This window comes from Rhizobium sp. GR12 (assembly GCF_036596185.1).
In the GTDB taxonomy this organism is placed as follows: domain Bacteria; phylum Pseudomonadota; class Alphaproteobacteria; order Rhizobiales; family Rhizobiaceae; genus Agrobacterium; species Agrobacterium nepotum.
This window is the reverse complement of the sequence record NZ_JASXTH010000020.1, coordinates 1-23,084: the sequence shown is the minus strand read 5'-3', so window position 1 is coordinate 23,084 and position 23,084 is coordinate 1. Positions and strand designations below refer to the sequence as shown.

Here is a 23,084-nt window from a genome sequence, read left to right as displayed (position 1 = left end):
GCTCCTTAGAGCCAGCCCTTCCAGCGAAAAAAGAGAAACGGGATGATTGCGGACATCAGCATGACGACGAGCGCGACTGGGTAACCGAACGTCCAGTTCAACTCCGGCATGAGCTGAAAGTTCATTCCATAAATCGAAGCCACCAGGGTGGGCGGCAAAAAGACCACCGAAGCAATGGAGAATATCTTGATGATGCCATTCTGCTCGATATTGATGATACCGAGAGAGGCGTCCAGCAGGAATGTCAGATTGCCGGAAACGAAGGAGGCATGCTCGGTCAGCGACTGGATATCCCGCGCGATCGATTTGCCCTGTTCCCTCGCCTCCTTGTCCTGCTGCACCTGCGCACTTGTGTGCAGGAAGGTCTGCAGGCGTGCAAGCGATGCGAGACTGTCGCGAACCTTAGAGATCAGCCGGTGATAGGCGGTGATGTTCGTCAGGCGATCTTCGAGATAACGCGGCGCCTTGCGCTTGCTGCGCGCCTGGCTGCCGAGAATATCGGCGGCGAGATTGTCTATGCCGGCCACCGAGTTTTCGAGAATTTCCGCCGTGCGGTCGACGATGGTTTCAAGCAGCTTGAGCAGAAGTGCGGCACCGCTGCGCATCTCGTGCGGCACGCGGGTAATGGCGGCGATGAAGAGGTGAAACGATTTCGGCTCGGCATAACGGATCGTCACCAGACGTTTGCCGGCAAGAATGAAGGCGACATCGGTCAGACGCGCATCATCCGAATCCGCCTTCCACACCAGGGAGGCGGTCATGAAGACATTGCCGTCCTGAATATAAAGACGACTGGACGGTTCGATATCCTTCAAATCCTCGCGAGTGGGCAGATCGAGCCCCAGCAGCTTTTCGACATGCTGCTCCTCCGTCCTGCTCGGATTGATAAGATCGATCCAGACGACGTCGTCGGGAATCTGTTCGGAGCCGTCGTCTGGCGACAGGCTGATCGCCTCGCAATTGGCGCGATAGGCTTTTATCAATCCGTTTCTCCGGTCCGCATCGCAGGCTTCAGCCGCAATGCTGCTTAACATATCCTGTTCAAGGTCGGCAAACCTTTGGACGACACTTCAGGGAACGCTGGAACCAGCGGGATTTTCACATCCCGCCAGACTGACGGACCAAGAAGCAAACGGCGGAGGCCTATGCTCCCAAAGCGAGACGCAATCAAGTAGTATTTTCTCGCGACAGCATTGCAGGCAACACATTTCTGGCGTTCAAATGCATCGATCCTTCCCGATGCAGCCAGTTAATATACTGTTTTTAAACAAACATTCTGGCCGAACAATCGCCCGGCCATTTTTCTTCTGCAGTCGATGCGCTATTCAAAAACGATCCTCGGTGCGGCTTTTCTTTCGTCCGCACCGATACGCGCCCAGACTTTTTCTGCAATGTCGCGATAGATGGCGGCCTGAGGACCGTCCGGTTCTGCGGCCACAACAGGCGTTCCGGCATCCGACATTTCGCGGATGGAAATGGTGAGCGGCACTTCGCCGAGGAACGGTACGCCGATCCGCTCAGCTTCCGCCTTTGCCCCGCCATGGCCGAAAATATCGTACCGCGCGCCGGTATCCGGTGCGATGAAATAGCTCATATTCTCGACGACGCCGAGGAGCGGCACTTCCACCTTGCGGAACATGGTGATGCCCTTGCGCGCATCGATCAACGCCAGATCCTGCGGCGTGGAGACGATGACGGCGCCTGCAAGCGGCACCTGCTGGGCGATGGTGAGCTGCGCATCGCCCGTACCGGGCGGCATGTCCAGCACCAGCACGTCGAGTTCGCCCCAAGCGACTTCGCGCAGCATCTGCATCAATGCGGACTGAACCATCGGCCCACGCCAGATCATCGCCGCTTCCTCATCCACCAGAAAACCCATGGACATGACCTTCAGCCCATAATTTTCCATGGGAATGATGATGCGGTCTTCCTGCTGCTTCGGGCGGCCTGAAATTTTCAGCAGTCGCGGCAGCGAAGGGCCGTAGATGTCCGCGTCGAGCATACCGACCTTGAGGCCGAGCGCCTGTAGCCCGAGCGCCAGATTGACAGCGGTGGTCGACTTTCCGACCCCGCCCTTGCCCGAGGCAACCGCGATGATGGCGCCGACGCCGGGAACGCCGACCTTTGACGATCCGGGCTGCGCGGCCGGACGGCCGGTTGCAGCCGCAGGACGCGCCGGTGCTGGTGCGGGCGCCGGTTGCTGCGTGCCGGGTTTACGATCCGCAGTCAGCGCGACGACAGCGCCGGCGATGCCTTCAACGCCCCTGGCCGCCTTTTCCGCCGAAAGCCGCAACGGCTCCATCTCGGCGGCCTTGTCGGCCGGGACCGTAATCGAAAAATAGGCCTTGGCGTCGGCGATGAAGATTTCCGAGACCATGCCGAGCGCCACGATGCTTTTGCCGCTGCCCGGATAGATGACGGCTTCCAAAGCCTTTTCGACCTGGTGCTTGCTGACCTCTGCCATATGTTTACTCCACTACATCGTCCGGCCGGATAAGGGCTGCATTACGCGTCATCCATAGACAAGCCGGAGCACTTCGCCAATGCCCAAGCGCGAACAAGGGCTCAGATTTCGTCGTCCATGTTAAGTGTTTCCGGGTCGAAAACGCGACCATCGAAAAAACTGTCCGGGCCGAGGACGAGACCCGCGCGCGATGCGCCGACGTGGATCGGCTCCTGCAACGTGCCTTCCAGCTTCATGTTCGCGCCCGGCACCGGCACGAAAAGCGGTCTCATCGCCTTGCGGAAAATGTCCGGCCGGTAGGCGTTGCGCGCCGCCTCCACCACGGCCGCATCGAACCGACAATCGGCGGAAACCTCGCCCCAGCGCAACATCTGGCTGAAAAACCACAGGGCCTGGCTCTGCCAGGGAAAATTGGCGGCCTTTGCACTCGTCACGAAAAACTCCGGATAACGCTGCATGTCCCTTTGCGAGGTGGAAATATACCCCGTCAGCGCCGGAAGCAGGAATTCACCGTTTTCGTCAATATAATGGGGCGCTGCGAGAATGCCGGTAAGCTCCTCGATATTGGCGGGATTGGCGCACCATTCTCCGGCTCGGTAAAGCGCGCGCAACAGCCCTTCCAGCAGGGTGGCGTTCTCCTCCGCCCAGACCCGTTTCACCGCCAGTATTTTTTCCGGCGCATTGTGCCAGATCAGCGCTCCGGTCGTGACGATCCGTCCGGTGTCGCCCAGCACCGCGGCGCTGCCGGCCGGTTCGGCGGTACAGAGTGCATCGACCTTGCCGCTTGCCAAGAGCGCCGGCATCGACTTCGGCGGAGCTTCGACGATTTCCATGTCCCTGCCGAGCAGCACGCCGCAGCTTGCGAGCAGATAGCGCAACACATAAAACGGCGTGGACACGATATCCTCGACCGCAAAGACCGGCAGGCCTTCCCCTGCCGCCCGGCGTGCCGCGCAGACGCGGGCCATCGCCCGCCCAAAGGCCGCCGGGTCCGGCAGCTTCAGCCCTTCACGGTAAAGTTCGTCGTAAAATCCATGCGAAACGGTCGTTGCCGATCCGCCGAGGGAGAGCGTGAAGACACCGATGATATCGGCCGGCAGGTCATCGAGGCCGACCGCAGAACCGACCGGAACCGGGGCGGGCAAATGGGCGATCTGAACTTCGTCTTCGCCAAGTGCGGCAAGCACGGCGCGCGCGGATTGTTTTCGCACAAGTTCCAGTTCAACGCCTTCATCGGCAGCAAAGCCTTTTTCGGCAGCGGCTATCAGCACGGCGCAATCGACAGTCGGAGAAAAACCCGCTTTTAGCTTATGCCGTTCCGGCAAACGATTTCTCCTTTTCCGGTGATTCGAAAGAAGGATCGCCCAGGAACCCGTTTATCACAATGATAAAGTTGCGGTTTCGCTATTTAATCAGACCGACGCGGAGAGCCTTGGCGACGGCCTGGGTGCGGTTGACCGTGTCGAGTTTTTTCGTTGCGCGGTTCAGGTAATGATTGATGGTATGTTCCGACAGCTTCATGATTTCAGCGATTTCGGCGCTGGTCTTGCCGGCGGCCGTCCAGTTCAGACAGTCTATCTCCCGCTCGTTCAATGTCTCGGGAACCCGCAGATCGAGGCGGCGGATTTCAGATAGCCGGGCAAAGATGTGGCTGGAAATGTAAAAAAGTTCCGCGAGCCGGCTGGTGGGTAATATCGTCTTGTTGCCGGAAAAGGACACCGCCCCGCGCATCGTGGTGATGTCATGCACGGGAAACCACACCGAGTTGATCATCTCGAAGCGCTCGAAGAGACCGATCACCGTTTTTCTAGCGATCTGTTCGTCGTCTTCCCCCAGAAAATCCATCGAGACGGAAAAGGGCGCGGTCGACTTTTTCAACTGCGCCATTACCTTGCTTTTCTGCAGCATGCCCTCTTCGTCGTAACGCTGCAAAAGCTCGGCCGGCCAGCTGGTGATGATGGTACATTGCGACAGTTCGCTCGCCATTTCGGACGACAGGTCAAGCACCATGAAAGCCCTGAACTCCCACGCCTCCGTCAGCCGTTTCAAAAACCGGAATATGTCGAATTGTGTGTTCAGACCGGCGATCTCGCGAACGCAATCAACACCAATCGACTGAACGGCGGCCGTCTCTGTTTTCTGCATGAAAGCTGTTCTTTGAAAATGAGAGAAACCGCTGCAAAGGCTGCCTTTGCCCGGAAATTGTGAGGATGTTACTCACCAAAACGATTCATGCAAACAAAAGTTGAAACTTAATTCCGAATAATCGAAAATAAGACTTAGCTTACGCTCGATCCGCAGCTTCCGTGGCGGAAATTCACGGTTTTGCCCCTCAATCATCCGCAACCGGAGATAATCGGCAGGCAAGCTCCGCTGAAATTTTATCGGCCGTTTCGCGCACCAGACGACCCCATTGCCGAAGCTGTTCCACATCCACGCGATAGGCTGGACCGGTGACTGAAATCGCCGCGTGAAAATTGCGTCCGGACGCCCGGACCGGCGCGGCGACGCAATGAATGCCGATCTCATGTTCCTGAAGGTCGAAACCGTAGCCCCTGCCGCGAATGGCGGCCACATCGTCCACCAGTGCTTCCGGCGTTACGATCGTATTTTCCGTGAAGCGGTGAAAGTCCAGCCTTGCGGCAAGCTCTGCCAGATCACCGGCAGGGAGCAGGGCCAGCGCGGCTTTGCCCACCCCCGTGCAATAGACCGGCGAGGTCTTGCCGACCTGCGAATGCATGCGCAAGGTGTGCCTGCCCTCCATCTTGTCCAGATAGGTGATTTCCTTGCCGTTCAGGACGGCGAGATGCACGGATTCCTGCGTCGCCTCCTGCAACGCCGCCAAATGGGGGGCGGCAACGCTGCGCAGATCGTTGCCGCTCCAGGCTTTGGCGGCAAATTGCAGGAGCCGCAGACCGACGGCATAGGTCTGGTCGCTAGCATGATCGACCAGACCTTCGGCGACGAGATGGGCGAGCTGGCGGTGGACCGTGCCGCGCGGCTGGCCACACGCCTCGACCACATCGGTGAAGCGCATCGGTTTTTCGGCAAAGGCGATAAGCTCCAGAAGCGAAACGGCCTTTCCAAGCGTGCCGGTCACGTTTTCCGCTTTTCGTTCCGGGATCAGAACCGCCTCATGCTTCATATCATGGGGTTTTTTACCATCGAGCATGGCAACATCCACCGTCATCTGTCTTGACATAAGCCTGCGGCCAAGAGAATAATTCCACTTAGTAAAATCTAGTTCCACATATTGGAACAATCAAGCCCCTTTCTGGATGAGACGATGCCGATGACACAAGCCCTTTTCCCTGACCTCAAGGACGCGGGCGTGCTCGTCACCGGTGGCGGCTCCGGCATCGGGGCATCGCTGGTGGAAGCCTTTGCGATGCAGGGCGCGAAGGTCTCGTTCATCGACATTGCCGAAGAGCCGAGCGTGGCGCTCGCTGCGCGGCTTGCGGAGACGGCACGCCATCCGGTCCATTTTTTCAGGGCCGATCTGCGCGACATAGCTGCAATCAGGCAGACCGTGGATACGGCGGCGTCTGCGACCGGCGGCATCAAGGTGCTCGTCAATAATGCCGCATGGGACGACCGCCACGATATAGACACCGTGACGGAAGCCTATTGGGACGCCAATCAGGCCGTCAATCTCAAGCAGATGTTCTTCACGGTTCAGGCCGCGCTTCCGCATCTGAGGCAGGCCAAGGACGCATCCATCATCAATTTTTCCTCGATCTCGTTTCTGCTGAACATGGGCGAGCTTCCCTCCTATGCTGCGGCCAAGGCCGGCATCATCGGCCTGACGAAAAGCCTCGCCGGCAGGCTGGGGCCGGAAAATATCCGCGTCAATACGCTGCTGCCCGGCATGATCGTGACGGAGCGGCAGAAGGAATTGTGGCTGACGGACGACGCTGTCACCTCGACCACGGCGCGGCAATGCCTCAAGCGCACGCTGGTCGCCGCCGATCTGGCGGGGCCGTGCCTGTTTCTCGCATCATCGGCATCGAGCGCCATCACCGCACAATCCATAATCGTAGACGGAGGCCTGTTATAATGTCCGAACCCGCTTTTATCGCCGTCGACTGGGGCACGACCAGTTTCCGGCTCTGGTTGCTCAGCCGGTCCGGCGCGGTGCTGGCCGAGCGCAGAAGCGCTGAAGGCATGACGACCGCCATGCGGACCGGTTTTGCCGAGGTGCTGCAATCGCAGCTTGACGCCATCGGCGCGCCGGAAAACCTGCCGGTTCTCGTCTGCGGAATGGCGGGCGCGCGGCAGGGCTGGGTCGAGGCTGGCTATATAGACGTGCCGACATCGCTTTCCGCAGTTCTTGATGGTGCGGTTCGCGTGCCGGGTCAGGAGCGGGATGTCCGCATTCTGCCGGGGCTGGCGCAACGGGACAAAAACGCGCCGGATGTGATGCGCGGCGAGGAAACGCAACTGCTCGGCGCGCTTGCCTCCTCGGCCGCTGGCAAGAAGCTGGTCTGCATGCCCGGCACCCATTCCAAATGGGTAACGGTCGAAGGCAGCGACGTCATCGGCTTTGCCACCTTCATGACGGGTGAGATGTTCGAAGTCGTCTCGAAACAGACCATCCTTTCCCATGCGGTGGCCGAGGCGGAAGCCTTTACCGGCGAGCATGAGGCCTTCAGGGCGGCGGTGCGCGATATCTACGCCGCTCCGCAGCTCGCCACCAACCGCCTGTTCACGCTGCGCTCCGGGCAATTGCTGCACGGCCTCACCGCAACAGACGCCAAGGCCAGGCTTTCCGGCATCATGATCGGTCTGGAAATCGCCGGCGCGCATTCCACAGCGCGGCGGGACACGCCGGTGGTGCTGATCGGCTCCGGCGCGCTCGGTGCACTTTACGAGGGTGCATTCGCAGCCCTTGAGATTCAATATACAGTCATCGATGCAGACGAGGCCGTGCGGCGCGGATTGTTGGCCGCCGCAAATGCCATCTGGTCATAGAATTTATCATCAGAGCGGGATTTCAGGCGAAAACCGCTCACACTTTTCGCCATCCCGCTCAAGGACGAAAGACCCCATCATGCGTATTCCCTTCCCTTCCATGCAATATCCGCTGATCGCCATTCTGCGTGGCGTCAAGCCCGAGGAAACCGAAGGCGTCGTCGGCGCGCTGATCGAGACCGGCTTCCGCGCCATCGAAATCCCGCTCAATTCGCCCGATCCCTTCCGTTCGATCGAGATCGCCGCGAAAATGGCGCCCGCCGATTGCCTGATCGGCGCAGGCACGGTGCTCAGCGTAGAAGACGTGGCGTCTCTGGACGCAGCCGGCGGCAAGCTGATGGTCAGCCCCAACGCCGATGCCGACGTGATCGTCGCCGCCCGCGTCAAGGGCATGGTGACGATGCCGGGCGTTTTGACCCCCACCGAGGCGCTGGTTGCGGCAAAGGCCGGGGCAACCGGGCTGAAGTTCTTTCCCGCCAGCATCATCGGCCCCGCGGGCATCAATGCGATCCGGACGATCCTGCCCAAGGATTTGCTCATCGCCGCCGTCGGCGGCGTTTCGGACAGGAATTTCGCCGAATATACCAAAGCCGGTATCCTTGCTTTCGGCCTTGGCACCAGCCTCTACAAGCCCGGCATGACAGCGGCGGACGTGCGCGAGCGCGCCACCGTCACGCTTTCGGCCTATGACGCAGCAATCGGAGGATAAGAGCTTGGCGAGTGTTTTTCCCTTTGCCGGACGCACCCTTGACGAAACGCCGATGACACTCGGCGAAGGCCCAACCTTCGATCCGGCGACCGGCACCGCATGGTGGTTCAATATTCTCGGGCGGGAGCTGCATGAACTGCATCTCGCTTCCGGCCGCAAGAGCGTGCATGCCCTGCCCTTCATGGGCAGCGCACTGGCCAAGATCAGCGACAGCAAACAATTGATCGCATCCGACGACGGTCTTTTCCTTCGCGACACGGCGACCGGCGTGCTGACGCTGCATGCGGAGCTGGAAAAGGACCTACCCGGCAACCGCTCCAATGACGGACGCGTGCATCCCTCCGGTGCGCTCTGGATAGGCACCATGGGCAGGAAGGCGGAACCCGGCGCGGGTAGCATCTACCACGTCGCCAAAGGCACCGTCACGAAGCTGTTTGCCGACATCAGCATTCCGAATTCGATCTGCTTTTCACCCGATGGCGAGACCGGATATTACGTCGACACCAAGGTCAACCGGCTGATGAAGGTGTCGCTCGATGCGCAGACGGGCCTTCCATCCGGCAAGGCCGAGGTCTTCATCGATTCCGCCGGCATAGACGGCGGTGTGGACGGCTCGGTCTGCGATGCCGAAGGGCATATCTGGAACGCCCGCTGGGGCGTGGGAGCTGTCGATCATTACGATGCGGACGGCAACCATATCGAACGATATCTGGTGCCAGCGAAACAGACGACCTGCCCGGCCTTCATCGGTCCCGATGCATCGCGCCTTCTCGTCACCTCCGCCTGCGAACATCTCGACGACGACGCCATGGCCGCCAATCCGCAGCATGGGAAGACATTCGAACTCGGGATTGAGGTCAAGGGCAGGTTCGAACCGCTCTACAGGCTCTAGGAGATACAGGGACCGCTGGTATAGGCGGCGGTCCCGCATATGCCTCAGGGAATATCCGACAGTATCTCGCGATAATTCTCGTGCAGATAACGCTGGGTGGCGGCGGCATCGACGGGGCGGCCGTAAAAATAGCCCTGCCCCATGGCGCAGCCCAGAGCGCGCAGCTTTTCCTCTTCCGCCCGCTCCTCTATCCCCTCGGCCACGACCTCGAGATCCAGCCCTTCGCACATGGCGACGATGGCCTTGATGATATGTTCCGAGGGACGGTCACTGCTGATGCGGGACACGAAGGCGCGGTCGATCTTGACCTTGTCGAAGGTGAAGTCGCGCAGGCGGCCGAGGCTTGACTGGCCGGTGCCGAAATCGTCGAGGGAGATGCGGACGCCTGCGCCCTGCAATTCACTGATGATGCGCTGCGCGGTATCGGCGGATGTCATGACAGCCGTTTCGGTGATTTCAAGCTCCAGCCGATGGGGATCGAGGCCAACACGCGACAGGATGGAGAGAATATTGTCAGCCGTGCCGGGGTCCATCAATTGTGCGGAGGACAGGTTGAAGGACAGGAAAAGCTCGCGCGGCCAGAACAGGGCCGCTTCCGCCGCCTTTCGAAGCAGGGCTTCGGACAGCGCGTCGATGAAACCGCGTTCTTCGGCAAGCGGCACGAAAACGGCCGGCGACACGAAACCGAGATCGGGGTCGTTCCAGCGGGCTAGCGCCTCGAAACCGATGACCTTCGCTTCTTCCAGCCTGACGATGGGCTGGAAATGCACATCGATCACATCGGTGATGATGGCGTTTCGCAAAGCCTGTTCCAGCTGGGTGGCGCGCTTCATCTCCTGCGCTATCTCACGCGAGTAGACCGTTATCTGGCCACGGCCGCGTCGCTTGGACCGATAGAGCGCCGTCTCGGCGCTTTTCAGCAAGTCGTCGAAATCATCGCCGGCGAAGGGGTAGATGGCGAAACCGAAGGAAGAGGAAAGCCGGACGTTGCGATCGCCGAGATCGTAAGGGGCAGAGAGCACGTCCTTGATCATGTTGCCGATGCGCTCCGCACCGGTGCGCTCGAACACCAGCGGCAGCACGAAAGCGAATTCGTCGCCGTCATGGCGCGTGACGATGGCGCCATCAGGAACGCAGGCCTTCAGGCGATGGGCGACCTGGCACAAAATCTCATCGCCCGCCTGCACGCCGAAAAGATCGTTGATGGGTTTGAAACCGTCTATATTCGCAATGCCGACAGTGAAGGGCGCGGGGTCGCTGGAGCGCTCGCTGGCGAGCATGCGGATCTTGTCCCGCAAACGATAACGATTGCCAAGCCCCGTCAGCGGATCGCTGTAAGCCATCGCTTGCAGCTCGTTCTGGCTGACCTGCAACGCTTGCGGCTCTGCCCTTTTCATTCCTGCATCTCGTGAATCCCGTGTCGACCGCGATCACAATGCAGGGCAAGTATTAAAAAAGCCATAGAACCGCGAACCGAAAATGCGGCAGCGTTTTCGGAAGGTCAGCAACTCGTATAAAAATGTCCGAGTGGAAAAATTTCAGGCTTGCCGCCGCAGGGTATCCTTGCCGAAAAGGCGCAGGAAAACCGCCTCGACCATATCGGGGCTGACGGGTTTCAGCAGCATGTCCTCCATGCCCGCCGCCAGGCATTTGTCGAGGTCGCCCTCGAAGGCGTGGGTGATGACGCCGACAATGGGGATGCGCTCATCGCCAGCCAGTGCGCGCATGCGGCGCGCGACCTCGAAACCGTCGATATCGCCGAGCGTCGTATCGAGCAGGACGACGGACGGCGCCAGTTCCGCAAAAAGGCGCAACGCCTCTTCACCCGATGTGGCGAGCCGGTAGGAAAGCCCCAGACCTTCAAGAATCTGCGAAAAAACGATCTGGTTGACCCTGTTGTCCTCAACAAGAAGTATCTCGCCGACACCGCCGGTCTTGAGAATTTTGGGCAGGTCTTCGGTCATGATCTCCCAATCTTCCTCGGAGGATTTCTCACCTGGAGGCGATTTGAAGCCGACGGCGAGATAATGCAGCAGGGAAGCGTCGATCTCCTCTTCCTCGATTGTAACGACGGGCAGGCCATGCGCGGCCGCGATATCGAGGCATGCGACGCTCATCTGGGCGTCGACGACGACGACATCGATACCCACACCTGCGGAGGCGGCGATATCGATGAAGCTGCGCTGTTCCTCCTCGCTCGTCACCGCGGCATGATCGATACCGCCTGCGGTCAGCCGGCGGCCGGCAGCGTCAGTGAAGCGCCCGTTTTCGGACACCACCAGCACCGCCTTGCTTTTCAGCGCGCCGCTTGCGGCATCGTGGTCGTCGTCCTTGCCATAGGTGGAGGCGACGAAAGCGACATGTTCGAGCGAGGGGATGACCGGCATGCCGTTCGCGTCGATGGTGGCGAGCGCGGTCACATCCTCCATCGTCGTCACCAGGAAATACCGGCCCGGCCGGCCCACACGCTGCTTGCGGGTAATCGCCAGCACCTCCTCGCCATTCAGACGTCTCACCCTTTCGGGAAGAATGCTCGGTGTGCCGCTATCCAGCACCATGCGATCGGCGGCGTCGATCCGGCCTGCGACCTTGCGCGAATGCAGATCGAAAACGGTGCGGCCAAGAATACTCTCGGCGCTGGTCTCGACCATGGCGCAGCCGGATTTGTTCACGGCCGCATAGGCCAGGTTTCGATCCTTGACGAAAACCGGAAACGGCAGATTGTCGAGAATGTCTTCGATCAGCTGCACACGCTCAAGGTCGATGCGCCACTGTTCTTCTCTTTTCTTCTGTTCGGAAATATCGGCGATGACACTGATGCCGAGGCCGGAAGGCAGGCGGTTCATGACGAAGCGCAGGAAGCGCTCTCCCTTCAGCCGTTCGGTTTTTTCCGACCGTTCCTTCCAGTGCAGCGCCAGCCGCTCGCCGACCCATTCCTCGCGTCCCAGCTGCCGGGCATTGCCGGACAGGCTTTCCACTTCCAGAAGATAACAATCGTAAAGCGCGCTCAGATAGTCGCGCAGCCGCGCGCCCGGCCCGATAACGGCCTCCTCCAGTGGAAAAAAACTCAAAAGCTTCCGGCTTGCGAAAACAATGTGATCGTTCCGGTCATAAACGACGATCGCCGCGCCAAGCGCGTCGCAAAGGGCATCAAGCATCACCGTATGAACGCCCGCGCCGGAGGACGCCAAATCACTCAACTGCAAACTCCCACCTGTTTTTCAGGGTCAGGCTTATGTTTCTATTGGAATCGTCCGGGGCAAATGCCGGGATGAAACGGTAAATTCCGAAAAAGAGACATCAGGGTTCGCCACTTGAAGCAGTCTTGAGGGGAAGATGACGTTCACCCATAGTCGACGTCACACACCACCCTGCGAAGGAGGCCTCGTTCCTGCGGTCATTTCAAGCCGTCTCACCATATGCAAGGCCGATTAAAGGCGGATTAACGCTTAACCCGATGTGGACGGAAATGATCAAATGCCCAATATACCGCAAAACATGTGCAAACTTTTACGAGTTGAGTTTTTTGCTTTCGAAGCCGTGACGAATCCGCGAAAATGACGATCATGGCCATCAAGCAGCTCTCAGAAACCCTCATCAACCAGATCGCCGCCGGCGAGGTCATCGAAAGACCTTCCAGCGCTACGAAGGAACTGGTGGAAAATGCCATCGACGCCGGCGCAACGCGGATCGAGATCGCCACGGCGGGCGGCGGCAAGGGACTGGTGCGCATCACCGATAACGGCTCCGGCATGTCGCCCGCCGATCTGGAGCTTGCGGTCCGGCGTCATTGCACCTCGAAAATATCCAATACGCTTGACGATATCCGCACGCTCGGTTTCCGTGGCGAAGCCCTGCCCTCCATTGGCTCGGTCGCCAAGCTTTCGATTACCAGCCGGCAACAGGGCGCGGAACAGGGTTCGGTGATTTCGGTCACGGGCGGCAAGGTCTCCGAGGTGCGGCCCGCCGCCTCGAATGCCGGCACCATCGTCGAGGTGCGCGACCTGTTTTTCGCCACACCCGCGCGGCTGAAGTTCCTGAAGACCGAACGGGCGGAAGCGGCCGCCATTACCGAGGTCGTCAAGCGGATGGCGATTGCCTTTCCGCATATCCGCTTCGTGCTGTCAGGCACCGACCGTTCCACGCTCGAAATCCCCTCGACCGGCGACGACCATCTGGCCCGCATGGCGCAAATTCTGGGCGCAGAATTCAAGGACAACGCCATCGAGATCGATGCCGGGCGCGAGGATGTGACGCTCACCGGTTTTGCCGGTGTGCCGACCTTCAATCGTGGCAACTCTGCGCATCAATATGTCTTCGTCAACGGCCGCCCGGTGCAGGACAAACTACTTTTATCGGCCATTCGCGGTGCCTATGCCGAAACGGTACCACACGGGCGATACCCGGTCGCGGTGCTGTCGCTCACGCTCGATCCAGCCTTTGTGGATGTGAACGTGCATCCGGCCAAATCCGATGTGCGCTTCCGCGATCCCGGCCTCGTTCGCGGGCTGATTGTCGGCGCAATCCGCCAGGCGCTGACGCGTGACGGCGACAGGGCGGCGACGACTGGCGCCAGCCAGATGATGAACGCCTTCCGCCCCGGCTACAGCCCGTCCAATCTTCGCCCCTCTGCCTCCGCAGCATGGTCCGCCGCGACCTCCCCTTCGCGGCCGCTTGCCGTTTTCGGGGACATGCAATTTGCGGAAGCCGTGCAATCGCGCTTTTCCGACATCACCATGCCGACAGCGCGGGCGGAACCTCGCGAGGCTTACGAGGCCTCCGCAAGCCCGTCGCCGGAACCGGCGCTTTACCCGCTCGGGGCCGCGCGGGCGCAGTTGCACCAGAACTACATCGTCGCGCAGACGGAAGACGGCCTCGTCATCGTCGACCAGCATGCAGCGCACGAGCGGCTGGTATTCGAGGAAATGCGCAATGCGCTGCATTCCAGACGCCCGCCCTCACAGGTGCTGCTCATCCCTGAAATCATCGACCTTCCCGAGGAGGATTGCGACCGGCTGATGGACCATGCGGCGGGCTTCGATGCGCTGGGTCTGGTCATCGAGCGTTTCGGGCCGGGGGCGGTCGCCGTCCGGGAAACACCCGCCATGCTCGGCGAGGTCAACGTGCAGGGGCTGGTGCGGCAGCTTGCCGACGAAATCGCCGAATGGGACGCCGCCTCCACGCTTGCCAACAAGCTGGAATATGTCGCCGCCACCATGGCCTGCCACGGCTCCGTGCGTTCCGGGCGGCGCATGCGGCCGGAGGAGATGAACGCGCTTTTGCGGCAGATGGAAAACACGCCGGGTTCCGGGCAGTGCAATCACGGCCGTCCGACCTATATCGAGCTGAAACTTTCCGATATAGAACGTCTCTTCGGCCGAAGCTGAGCTGTGGCCCGGCAAGGCTGGCCTTGGGCGGCATTGGCCGATATAAATCCAAGCAAGTGGAGCATCCGGATTGTTCAGAAGAACGCTGCGCCGTTTCGGGCTGGATGCACTGACAGGACATAGCAGGAGACGAAAACGGATGAACAGATTTGAGGGAGGCGGAAACCGCATCGCCGTCATCGAATATCTCGATGGAGACTTCCGGATCGTGCAGACCGGCTCGCATGTCTTATGCGCCATCACCGGCAAGACCATTCCGGTCGACGAACTGCGCTACTGGAGCGTCCTCCGGCAGGAGGCCTATGTGGATGCCGCCGCCTCGCTGGAAGCCGAACGCAGGGCGGGCAATCTGCCCGCGTGATCGGGAACGGCGCGTGGGGCATTTCCAGTAAATGCGCAGGGTTTTGGTCCGGGAAAAGCTCCAATAGACTGCCGACGCCCAGACGCGGCGTCATCCTTGGGCTTGTCCCAAGGATCTAAGCACGTCAATAAAATTAATACGTTGCAGATCCTCGGGACAGGCCCGAGGATGACGGAGGAGAGGTTTCGAACTTCACCATCACCCTCTAAATCGACGGACGCGCATTTTCCTTAAGCACACGCATGCGGCAGTTCGCCACCGCCGTGTCGATGATCGTTCCCGTCGCATTGGGATCGTCGAACACCATGTCGATCTCGATCACCAGGCTGTTCCACAGCAATTCCTCCGCACGACCCTGGTGCCCGTTGAGGCGCACGGCGTCCTTGGCTGTCGTCACCAGCTGCAAGTTCTCTCTGTTGGCGTCCTGCAGAAGGTCGGAAATCTCGTCTTCGCTGAAATGGTGATGGTCCGGGAAAGAGCGCTGGAGCACGATTTCGCCGCCCAACGCCTCGACGGTTCTGAAGAACTTGGCCGGATCGGCGATGCCGGCATAGGCCAGCACACGCCTTCCCCTGAAATCCTGCGGTTCCTGCGGCTTGATCGCGGCGACGAAAACGGGTTTGGCGGCCTTTGCCGCCATTCTGACCAGCGGATCGGCCGCATGGCCGTTACCGACCTTCAGAATTCCGGTCATATGCCGCATCTGTTCGGCAAGCGGCGCCCGGACCGGGCCGCCCGGCACGAGATGGCCGTTGCCGATGCCGCGCACCGTATCAATGACAACAAGCGCATAATCCAGCGTCAGGCGCGCGCTCTGAAAACCGTCATCCATGATGATGAGATCGACACCCTCCTTCACCAGCCGGTGTGCGCCCTCTACCCGCTTGCGGGAAATGACCGTCACCGCCTCACGCGCCAGCAGCAAGGGTTCGTCGCCGACATCGGCCGAGCGGTGCAGCGCGGGATCGACAAGGGTGGTGACATCAAGCGTGCCGCCATAACCACGGCTGAGAAAGCCGGGTTTCAGGCCTTTTGCGACAGCGGCTCTGGCAATCGCCATCGCCGTCGGCGTCTTGCCCGCTCCGCCCACGGTGAAGTTGCCGATGCAGATGACCGGAACGGAAACGCTCGCCCGTTTCGCCGTGCGCATCCGCCGTCCCGCGACCTTGCCGTAGAGAAGCGAAAAAGGTGATAACAGCCAGGCCCGCCAGCCCGCCTTCTGCCACCAGAACGGCGGCGCTTCAGAAACCATATATGCCTGCTCCCGGCCGCATCGCCCACGGCATTCCGTTCGGATGTCACATGTCAGGGAGGTTGTTTGCCAGAAAAAACCGCAAATTGCAAAAATGGACTGGGTGGGTTTCCCTTGTCTGTCTCGACTTCCAGCGCAAGGCCGGAAAGTGGAACCTTATATTATTGAGCAACCCGTTCCGGCAGCAGCGCTTCAAGTGCCGTAATGTCGTCGAAACAATAATCGGCATCGGCGCCAAGGCTTTCGCGCGAACCGGTGCCCGTTAGAACCGCGATGCGCAATCCCGCACCGGCACTCCTTGCCATGTGCAGATCGTGATTATTGTCACCGACCACCGCCACGCGTTCGGGGCCGAGACCTATCGCCTTGCAGAAACCGAGAACCATGCCGGGTTGCGGCTTGGTGCCATAACCGCTGTCGTAACCCGCGACGAAATCGACATCGTTTTCGAAACCGAAGCGGATGGCCGTCTGGCGGATGGAGTTTTCGTTGTCGCTGGAGGCGATGCCAAGCTTGTAGCCGCGGGCCTTCAGCCTTGCGAAGAATGCCTTGAGGTCGGTCACGGGAACGGATTTATCCGCCGCCTCGGTGAACAGCCGGTCGAGCCGCTTCGTCAGTTCGCCGACATCGCAGAGCGAACCGGCGGCGACCAGACCGGCGGCGATTTCCGCCGTATTGCCGGCGGCCAGCAGGCTGTCGGCAACCACATGACCGGTGACGGGATCCATGCCGCAGGCGGCGAGCAGCCGGTCGGCGAGAATGGGGTCGCCCTTGGCAGCGATCGCCGCAAGCTCGCGGTTTACCGGCCCCCAGCTTGCGTCATAACCCAAAAGCGTGCCGTCCTTGTCGAAAAGGACAGCGGCGATCGATTGCGTCGCATCACGTCCGATATCCGCTACCATGAACCGATGGCGCTCCGCGGTTGCAGCTTGGCGGTCACGGTGAGCGGGTTGATATAGGGTTCCAGCGCCTTGACGGTGGCGGAAAGCGCACCGCGCATATCCTGAATGACACGGTTGCCGGCATCGATCATCTTGTAACGCTCATTATCGTTGACCAGCAGATAATGCACCGCCTTGGCCAGCATCTCGACATCGCGGATGATGCGTCCGCCGCCGGCGCGGATCAGCTTCTGATAGGCCTCGCGGAAATTCTGCACATGCGCGCCTGACAATACGGCGCAGCCGAGCATTGCCGGCTCAAGCGGGTTCTGCCCACCCTCAGCCGTCAGCGAACGCCCGACGAAGGCAAGTTCGGTGAGCCGCAGGTAAAGCCCCATTTCGCCGATGGAATCGCCGAGGAAGATATCGGTTTCCGGCGTGATCGCATCGTTGCGGCTTCGGCGCGCCACGGTCAGCCCCATGCCCTTCAGCATCGCCTCCACATCGTCGCCACGTTCGGGATGACGCGGCACGATGATGGTCAATTGGCCGTTGCGCGACTTGATCGCCGCATGCACGGTGGCGGCGGCCTTCTCTTCACCGTCGAAGGTGGAGATCGCCGCCCATGTCTTGCGGGTGCCGACCTGCTTGCGATAGTGCTCCAGGAGAGCCTCATCGCAGGGCGGCGGATCGGTATCGCCCTTGAGATTACCGGAAATGACGACCGGCCAGGAGCCGAGATCACGGAAGCGCTCGGCATCGACATCGGATTGCGCAACGACCAGCGCCAGCTTGGAAAACAAGGTTTCAGCAATATCGTGCCGGTTGTTCCAGCGATCGAACGAGCGGTCGGACAGCCGCGCATTGACCCTGATCTGCGGAATGTGCCGGCGCTCCAGCTCCATCATCGTCACCGGCCAGATTTCCGATTCAGCGGTGATGGCGGCGTCTGGCGCCCAATAGGACAGGAAACGATTGACCGCGATCTTGATGTCGAGCGGCACATATTGGTGGATCACGTCGTCGCCAAGCCGGGTGCGGGTCAGCTCGGCCGAGGTGACGGTGCCGGTGGTCAGAAGCACGTAGATGTCGCGTTTGCGTATTTCGCGGATCAGCGGAATGAGGGCGAGCGTTTCGCCCACACTTGCGGCATGGAACCAGACGAGCGGGCCACGGGGGCGCTCCGCGCTGGCGTAACCGAAACGTTCGAGGCGGCGGCGCTTGTCTTCCTTGCCCTTTGCGGCCCGATAGGAAAGATAGGGCCGGGCAAACGGATAAGCGGCAATACCGGCAATCCTGTAACCGGAAAGAGCGAAACGTGCGATACGGCTGCTCATGACATTCTGCCCTTGATCATTCCGCGCAATGCCCTTCCCCAGTTCTTTGTTGTTATTGCCGCCTACTTCTTCTCAAATTGCGTCATTTTTTATCATCGGAAACGAAAGCGCGATCACATTTTCGCGCAACCGAATTCCCGGCCTGCTTCTTGGCAGGAATCACGGAAATACGCGCCTTCACCCGATAGTATTACAACGCAAGGGCAAAGGTACTCAATTTTTATCGTCTGGATTGAGAAGACGGTGCATATGCACGATAAAATAACGCATATGGGCGTTATCGACAGTCATCTGCGCCTTGGATCTCCATGCCGTGAGCGCGGAAGCGTAGTCGGGATAGATGCCGACGATATCGAGCGCATTCAAATCCCGGAACTGAACATCCTGAAGGCTTTCCAGTTCGCCGCCGAATACAAGGTGCAGCAGCTGTTTCTGTTTGCCGGATTCCGTCATGTCTTTGTCTCTTTCTTAAGCACTGAGAGAGGCCTTCATCTGCGGGATTTCCCGCCAAACGTCAACCGTCGGACAGGTGCGAAAACGCTTTCAAAAGCGCCGGCAGCGCATAATCTGCTGCGGCGCACAATGCGGGGTGGTTCACCTCACGGCGATTATACATCAGAGGCTTTCCATCAAGGCCAACCAGACGCCCGCCCGCCCTTTCGAGGATCAGGTCGGCGGCGGCAAGATCCCACTCGTGCGAGTTCGCCTTCACCAGCGTTCCGTCGATGCGGCCGTCCGCCACCATCGCCAGCCGGTAGGCGAGCGAGGGCACATGCGGAATGCGCTTGACGGTGCCCCGCACCTCGTCCGGCAGATGCGTGATCACATCTTCAGGTGCTGCCAGATGGAAGATGCCGGTATTTTCGCGCGCGGCGGAAATGGGCTTTCCATTCTTCAGCGCCTCGCCGCCTTCAAGGGCGGTAAATTCCTCGGCGAGCGCCGGGGCGACAAGGACAGCCACCACCGGCCGCCCCTCATGCACGACCGCGACGCTGACGCACCACGTATCCCGCCCGCCAATGAAGGCGCGCGTTCCGTCGATCGGGTCAACGACGAAGACGGTGGAGCGGGCAAGCCGTGTCGTATCGTCGTCCGTCTCTTCCGATAGCCAGCCGTATTCCGGCCGGGCGGAGCGCAGGATGGTTTCGAGAATTTCATTTGCGGCGTAATCGGCAGCACTTACCGGCGAAAGGCCGCCATTCTTCCACCAGACCTCGGGATCCTTGCGAAAGAAACCGAGAGCCGTCTCACCCGCCTTGCGCGCGGCTTCGAGGACAAGCCTCAAATCGGAAGCCCAGCGGGCCTCTGCAATGTCGTTCATTTTGCCGTCTTTTCCGCGCGCCTCAGGCGGCGCGCCTGTTTTTCTCTTCGCACTTGCACACAAAGCGCTGACGAAAACAACCCGCAGGTCGCCTCACTTGCCCGCGATCGTCATGCCTTCGATGGCAAGCGTCGGTGCGGCGACGCCGTATTTGCGGTCGATATCGTTAGCCGGCGTGACCCGCATGAACATGTCCTTCAGGTTGGAGGCGATCGTGACCTCGGAAACGGCGAAGGATTTTTCGCCATTCTCGATCCAGAACCCGCTCGCACCACAGCTATATTCACCGGTGAGCATATTGGCGCCGTGGCCAATCAGTTCAGTGACGTAAAAACCGGTTCCGACGTCCCTCAACAGATCTTCCGGCGAAATATCGCCCGGCTCCAGCGCGAGATTGGTGGAGGACGGCGATACCGACGTGCCGCCGCGCACGCCGCGACCGTTGGTTTCAAGGCCGAGTTCACGCGCCGCCGAGGTGGAGAGGAACCAGTGTTTCAGCACCCCGTCCTCGATCATCGTCATTTTTTCGCCCCTGACACCCTCGCCATCGAAGGGCCGCGACGAAGGGCCGCGAACGATCTGCGGATCGTCAGTCAGATAAAGACCCTTTTTCAGAACCTGCTGCCCCATCCTGTCGCGCAGGAAGCTGGTCTTGCGGGCAACCGAAGCGCCGTTGATCGCACCGGCAATGGCGCCGACGAAACCACGCGCGATGCGCGGATCAAAAACCACAGTAATATTGCTGCCGGTATCGACCTGACGCGGACCGACCCGCCGCACGACTTTTTCACCGGCGCGGCGGCCGATCTCTTCGGCCGCATCCAGATCGGCGTAATAAAGGCGGCTGTCGAAATCGTAGTCGCGCTCCATCTTCGTGCCTTCGCCGGCGATGACGCTGACGGAGCGGCTGAAGCGGCTGCCCATATAGCTGCCGGAAAAACCATGCGAGGTGGCAAGCACGAGGCCGCCCATGCCGCTCGATGCGCCGGCGCCGGAGGAATTGCTGACACCCTTGACGGCAAGCGCCGCCTCTTCCGAGGCGAGTGCCGCCTCACGCAGCTGATCCGCGGAGACCTCTGTCGCATCGAAAAGCTCGAGATCGTCGTAGGAGGTCGCCAGCCGCTCCTTGTCGGCGAGGCAGGCAAAGGGGTCTTCCGGCGAAACCTTCGCCATGGCCACTGCCCGTTCCGCCAGCGTCTTCAGGTCGAAACCGGGATTGGCCGAAACGCTTGCCACCCGCCGCCCGACGAAAACGCGCAGTGAGAAATCATCGCTTTCGGAGGATTCGGTGCTTTCCACCTTGCCAAGCCGCACGCCGACCGATTGCGAGCGGGAGCGGACGACAACCGCATCCGCCTCATCCGCGCCTGCAGCACGGGCGAGATCGACAAGCTGGCTGGCGCGATCGAGAAGTTTGGAAGAATCTATTTCTGAGGACATGAGTTGGCCTTTCATTCCTGTTCCATTTATTGTGCCGGGAACCCCGCATCAAGGGCGAAACGCCGCTTTCTCCATCGGCAAGGCTTTGTCGCCACCATATTCGAAAGTTAGCCCGCATGACCGAGCACGACGCTCTCTTTTCCGAACCCTTGCTGCTTCTGGCCGGCGCGGTCATCGCGGCCTCCGTTTTCCGCAAACTCGGGCTTGGCACCGTGCTCGGTTATCTGGTGGCGGGCATCATCATCGGGCCGTTCCTGCATCTTGTGACGGATGCGAAGGACATCTTCAACGTCTCGGAACTGGGCGTCGTTTTCCTGCTCTTCATCATCGGCCTCGAACTCAAGCCGACGCGCATATGGCAGATGCGGCGCGATATTCTGGGACTCGGGCTGGCACAGGTGCTGGTAACGGGCAGCGTGCTGGCGGCGATAGCCTGGTGGGCCGGGCTGATCGACGCGCGCGGCAGCCTCGTCGCGGGTTTCGGCCTTGCGCTCTCCTCCACCGCCTTCGCGCTGCAGATCCTTGCCGATGACGGCGACATGAACACGCGGCACGGCAACCGCTCCTTTTCGATCCTGCTGTTTCAGGATCTCGCCATTGTCCCGCTTCTCGCCCTCGTCACCATTCTTTCCAACCGCCCGGACGTGCCGACGGATTCGATGGCTTACGATCTCGTCGCCTCCATCATCGCGGTGGCAGGCATGGTGCTGGCCGGGCGTTACCTCCTGACGCCGATGTTCCAGATCATCGCCCGCACGGGTGCGCGGGAGGTGATGATCGCCGCCGCGCTCTTCGTCGTCATCGGTGCTGCGGCCATCATGGAAGCCGTCGGGCTATCGATGGGCATGGGCGCGCTTCTGGCGGGGCTGATGCTGTCGGAATCCTCCTACCGGCATGAGCTGGAAGCGGATATCGAGCCGTTTCGCGGGCTGTTTCTGGCGCTGTTCTTCATGGCAGTCGGCATGTCGCTGCATATCAAAATCGTTTACGAGCACATTCTTCTCATCCTGATCGCCGTACCGGCGATGATGGCGGTGAAGGCGGCCGTGATCTACAGCCTTTGCCGTATCGCCGGTTCGTCCCGTTATGCATCGAGCCGTATCGCTCTGCTTCTGGCGCAGGGCGGCGAATTCGGCTTCGTGCTGTTCAGCACGGCCGCCGCCTCCCGCCTGTTTCCGCAGGCAACCGCTTCCATCCTCGTTGCCATCGTCACACTTTCCATGGCACTGACGCCGCTGCTAGCCGTGGTTTCGCGCCGGTTGACGGCGGAGGATGCCGACGAGGACACACTGGACGAGGATTTCGACGGAGCCGGGGCCGATGTGCTGATGATCGGCTTCTCACGCTTCGGCCAGATCGCCTCGCAGATCCTTCTGGCGGGCGGACGCGACGTAACCGTGATCGACAGTTCCGCCGATCGCGTGCGCCAGGCTTCCCGTTTCGGCTTCCGCATCTTTTTCGGCGATGGCACGCGCAAGGACGTGCTGATCGCGGCCGGCATAGAGCGCGCCGATCTCGTGGCGGTCTGCACCCATAAAAAGGAAATCACCGACCGCATCATCGACATGATCCAGTCGGAATTTCCAAGCGTGCGCATCTATGCCCGCTCCTATGACCGCGTGCATTCCCTCGACCTTAGAAAACGCGGCGTGGAATACGAAATCCGCGAGACGCTGGAATCCGGCCTGCTGTTCGGCAGGCGCATTCTGGAGGGGCTGGACATAGACAGCGAGCGGGCGCTTGCCATCTCCGACGACATACGCGAACGCGACGAACAGAGACTGGAGCTTCAGGCCGTCGAAGGGCTCGCCGCCGGCAGGCAGATGCTGCACAACAAGCCGGTGCGCGAGGTGAAACCCGAGCCGCTGATGAAGCCGAAGAACAAGGCGGAGAGGCGCGAGGAGGAAGAGGACACGGAAGACAGCGAAACAGAAGTGTCGCTGTGATGTACCAGTACATGGCACGACGTTGCCCCTTGTTTCTTCTCCCCGCCGGGGCGTGTTGCAAAACACCTTGTTTCGGCCGTCTGACAGGGGGGAAGGCCGTGTTTTGGCCCCACCGTCCTGTGG

20 protein-coding genes are annotated in these 23,084 nt (G+C 60.5%); 7 read left to right on the top strand and 13 right to left on the bottom strand.

The features are described 5' to 3' along the window. Positions 1–5: 5 nt before the first annotated feature. From corA to QSK43_RS25120, 5 genes are all read right to left on the bottom strand, one after another. Positions 6–983, bottom strand: a complete 978-nt coding sequence (corA, locus tag QSK43_RS25140; RefSeq protein ID WP_332305754.1) for a magnesium/cobalt transporter CorA — start codon at positions 981–983, stop codon at positions 6–8. 338 nt (positions 984–1,321) lie between these two features. Next, the gene (locus QSK43_RS25135) at positions 1,322–2,464 is read right to left on the bottom strand and encodes an Mrp/NBP35 family ATP-binding protein (protein WP_332305753.1); all 1,143 of its coding nucleotides are present in this window, start codon (positions 2,462–2,464) and stop codon (positions 1,322–1,324) included. Positions 2,465–2,565: 101 nt separating this feature from the next. Next, a complete protein-coding gene (locus tag QSK43_RS25130) occupies positions 2,566–3,789 on the bottom strand; it encodes a CmpA/NrtA family ABC transporter substrate-binding protein (RefSeq protein WP_332305752.1) in 1,224 nt (407 codons plus the stop codon). A 79-nt stretch (positions 3,790–3,868) separates the two neighbouring features. Beyond that, positions 3,869–4,609 carry a helix-turn-helix transcriptional regulator gene (locus QSK43_RS25125; protein ID WP_045024015.1) on the bottom strand — a complete coding sequence of 247 codons (741 nt, stop codon included), beginning with the start codon at positions 4,607–4,609 and terminating at the stop codon, positions 3,869–3,871. Between the two features lie 187 nt (positions 4,610–4,796). After that, complete coding sequence (locus QSK43_RS25120; protein WP_332305751.1) at positions 4,797–5,666, bottom strand: IclR family transcriptional regulator; 870 nt, start codon at positions 5,664–5,666, stop codon at positions 4,797–4,799. 84 nt (positions 5,667–5,750) lie between these two features. On the opposite strand from QSK43_RS25120, the gene QSK43_RS25115 reads away from it, so the two are divergent. From QSK43_RS25115 to QSK43_RS25100, 4 genes are all read left to right on the top strand, one after another. Continuing rightward, the gene (locus tag QSK43_RS25115; RefSeq protein WP_332305750.1) at positions 5,751–6,521 is read left to right on the top strand and encodes an SDR family NAD(P)-dependent oxidoreductase; all 771 of its coding nucleotides are present in this window, start codon (positions 5,751–5,753) and stop codon (positions 6,519–6,521) included. Continuing rightward, positions 6,521–7,435 carry a 2-dehydro-3-deoxygalactonokinase gene (locus QSK43_RS25110; protein WP_332305749.1) on the top strand — a complete coding sequence of 305 codons (915 nt, stop codon included), beginning with the start codon at positions 6,521–6,523 and terminating at the stop codon, positions 7,433–7,435. The genes QSK43_RS25115 and QSK43_RS25110 overlap by 1 nt, the downstream gene beginning before the upstream one ends. A gap of 79 nt (positions 7,436–7,514) precedes the next feature. Next, positions 7,515–8,144, top strand: coding sequence for a 2-dehydro-3-deoxy-6-phosphogalactonate aldolase (locus QSK43_RS25105; RefSeq protein WP_332305748.1), 630 nt, complete (start codon positions 7,515–7,517; stop codon positions 8,142–8,144). A 4-nt stretch (positions 8,145–8,148) separates the two neighbouring features. Further along, positions 8,149–9,036 (top strand): SMP-30/gluconolactonase/LRE family protein, encoded by an 888-nt coding sequence (locus tag QSK43_RS25100; protein ID WP_332305747.1) that lies wholly within the window; start codon positions 8,149–8,151, stop codon positions 9,034–9,036. 44 nt (positions 9,037–9,080) lie between these two features. Here QSK43_RS25100 and QSK43_RS25095 read toward each other — a convergent pair whose 3' ends face one another. Both QSK43_RS25095 and QSK43_RS25090 read right to left on the bottom strand, forming a co-directional pair. Further along, the gene (locus QSK43_RS25095; RefSeq protein ID WP_045024024.1) at positions 9,081–10,433 is read right to left on the bottom strand and encodes a putative bifunctional diguanylate cyclase/phosphodiesterase; all 1,353 of its coding nucleotides are present in this window, start codon (positions 10,431–10,433) and stop codon (positions 9,081–9,083) included. A 141-nt stretch (positions 10,434–10,574) separates the two neighbouring features. Next, complete coding sequence (locus QSK43_RS25090; RefSeq protein ID WP_332305783.1) at positions 10,575–12,194, bottom strand: response regulator; 1,620 nt, start codon at positions 12,192–12,194, stop codon at positions 10,575–10,577. 408 nt (positions 12,195–12,602) lie between these two features. Between QSK43_RS25090 and mutL the strand changes: the two genes are divergently transcribed. Both mutL and QSK43_RS25080 read left to right on the top strand, forming a co-directional pair. After that, the gene (mutL, locus tag QSK43_RS25085; RefSeq protein WP_332305782.1) at positions 12,603–14,423 is read left to right on the top strand and encodes a DNA mismatch repair endonuclease MutL; all 1,821 of its coding nucleotides are present in this window, start codon (positions 12,603–12,605) and stop codon (positions 14,421–14,423) included. A gap of 139 nt (positions 14,424–14,562) precedes the next feature. Beyond that, the gene (locus QSK43_RS25080) at positions 14,563–14,784 is read left to right on the top strand and encodes a DUF2093 domain-containing protein (RefSeq protein ID WP_332305746.1); all 222 of its coding nucleotides are present in this window, start codon (positions 14,563–14,565) and stop codon (positions 14,782–14,784) included. A gap of 205 nt (positions 14,785–14,989) precedes the next feature. On the opposite strand, the gene lpxK is transcribed toward QSK43_RS25080, so the two are convergent. The 6 genes from lpxK to QSK43_RS25050 form a co-directional block, all read right to left on the bottom strand. Continuing rightward, positions 14,990–16,036 (bottom strand): tetraacyldisaccharide 4'-kinase, encoded by a 1,047-nt coding sequence (gene lpxK / locus QSK43_RS25075; protein WP_332305745.1) that lies wholly within the window; start codon positions 16,034–16,036, stop codon positions 14,990–14,992. A 161-nt stretch (positions 16,037–16,197) separates the two neighbouring features. After that, entirely contained in the window at positions 16,198–16,938 is a 741-nt protein-coding gene (locus QSK43_RS25070; RefSeq protein WP_332305744.1) for an HAD family hydrolase, read from the bottom strand. Further along, positions 16,932–18,254: a lipid IV(A) 3-deoxy-D-manno-octulosonic acid transferase gene (gene waaA, locus QSK43_RS25065; protein ID WP_332305743.1), complete on the bottom strand. Its 1,323-nt coding sequence runs from the start codon at positions 18,252–18,254 to the stop codon at positions 16,932–16,934. The genes QSK43_RS25070 and waaA overlap by 7 nt, the downstream gene beginning before the upstream one ends. A gap of 213 nt (positions 18,255–18,467) precedes the next feature. Next, the gene (locus QSK43_RS25060) at positions 18,468–18,707 is read right to left on the bottom strand and encodes a DUF4170 domain-containing protein (protein WP_045024033.1); all 240 of its coding nucleotides are present in this window, start codon (positions 18,705–18,707) and stop codon (positions 18,468–18,470) included. A gap of 61 nt (positions 18,708–18,768) precedes the next feature. Next, complete coding sequence (locus QSK43_RS25055; protein ID WP_332305742.1) at positions 18,769–19,575, bottom strand: 3'(2'),5'-bisphosphate nucleotidase CysQ; 807 nt, start codon at positions 19,573–19,575, stop codon at positions 18,769–18,771. Between the two features lie 93 nt (positions 19,576–19,668). Further along, a complete protein-coding gene (locus tag QSK43_RS25050; RefSeq protein ID WP_332305741.1) occupies positions 19,669–21,015 on the bottom strand; it encodes a TldD/PmbA family protein in 1,347 nt (448 codons plus the stop codon). 116 nt (positions 21,016–21,131) lie between these two features. Between QSK43_RS25050 and QSK43_RS25045 the strand changes: the two genes are divergently transcribed. Further along, positions 21,132–22,961 carry a monovalent cation:proton antiporter-2 (CPA2) family protein gene (locus tag QSK43_RS25045; RefSeq protein ID WP_332305740.1) on the top strand — a complete coding sequence of 610 codons (1,830 nt, stop codon included), beginning with the start codon at positions 21,132–21,134 and terminating at the stop codon, positions 22,959–22,961. Positions 22,962–23,084 lie beyond the last annotated feature (123 nt).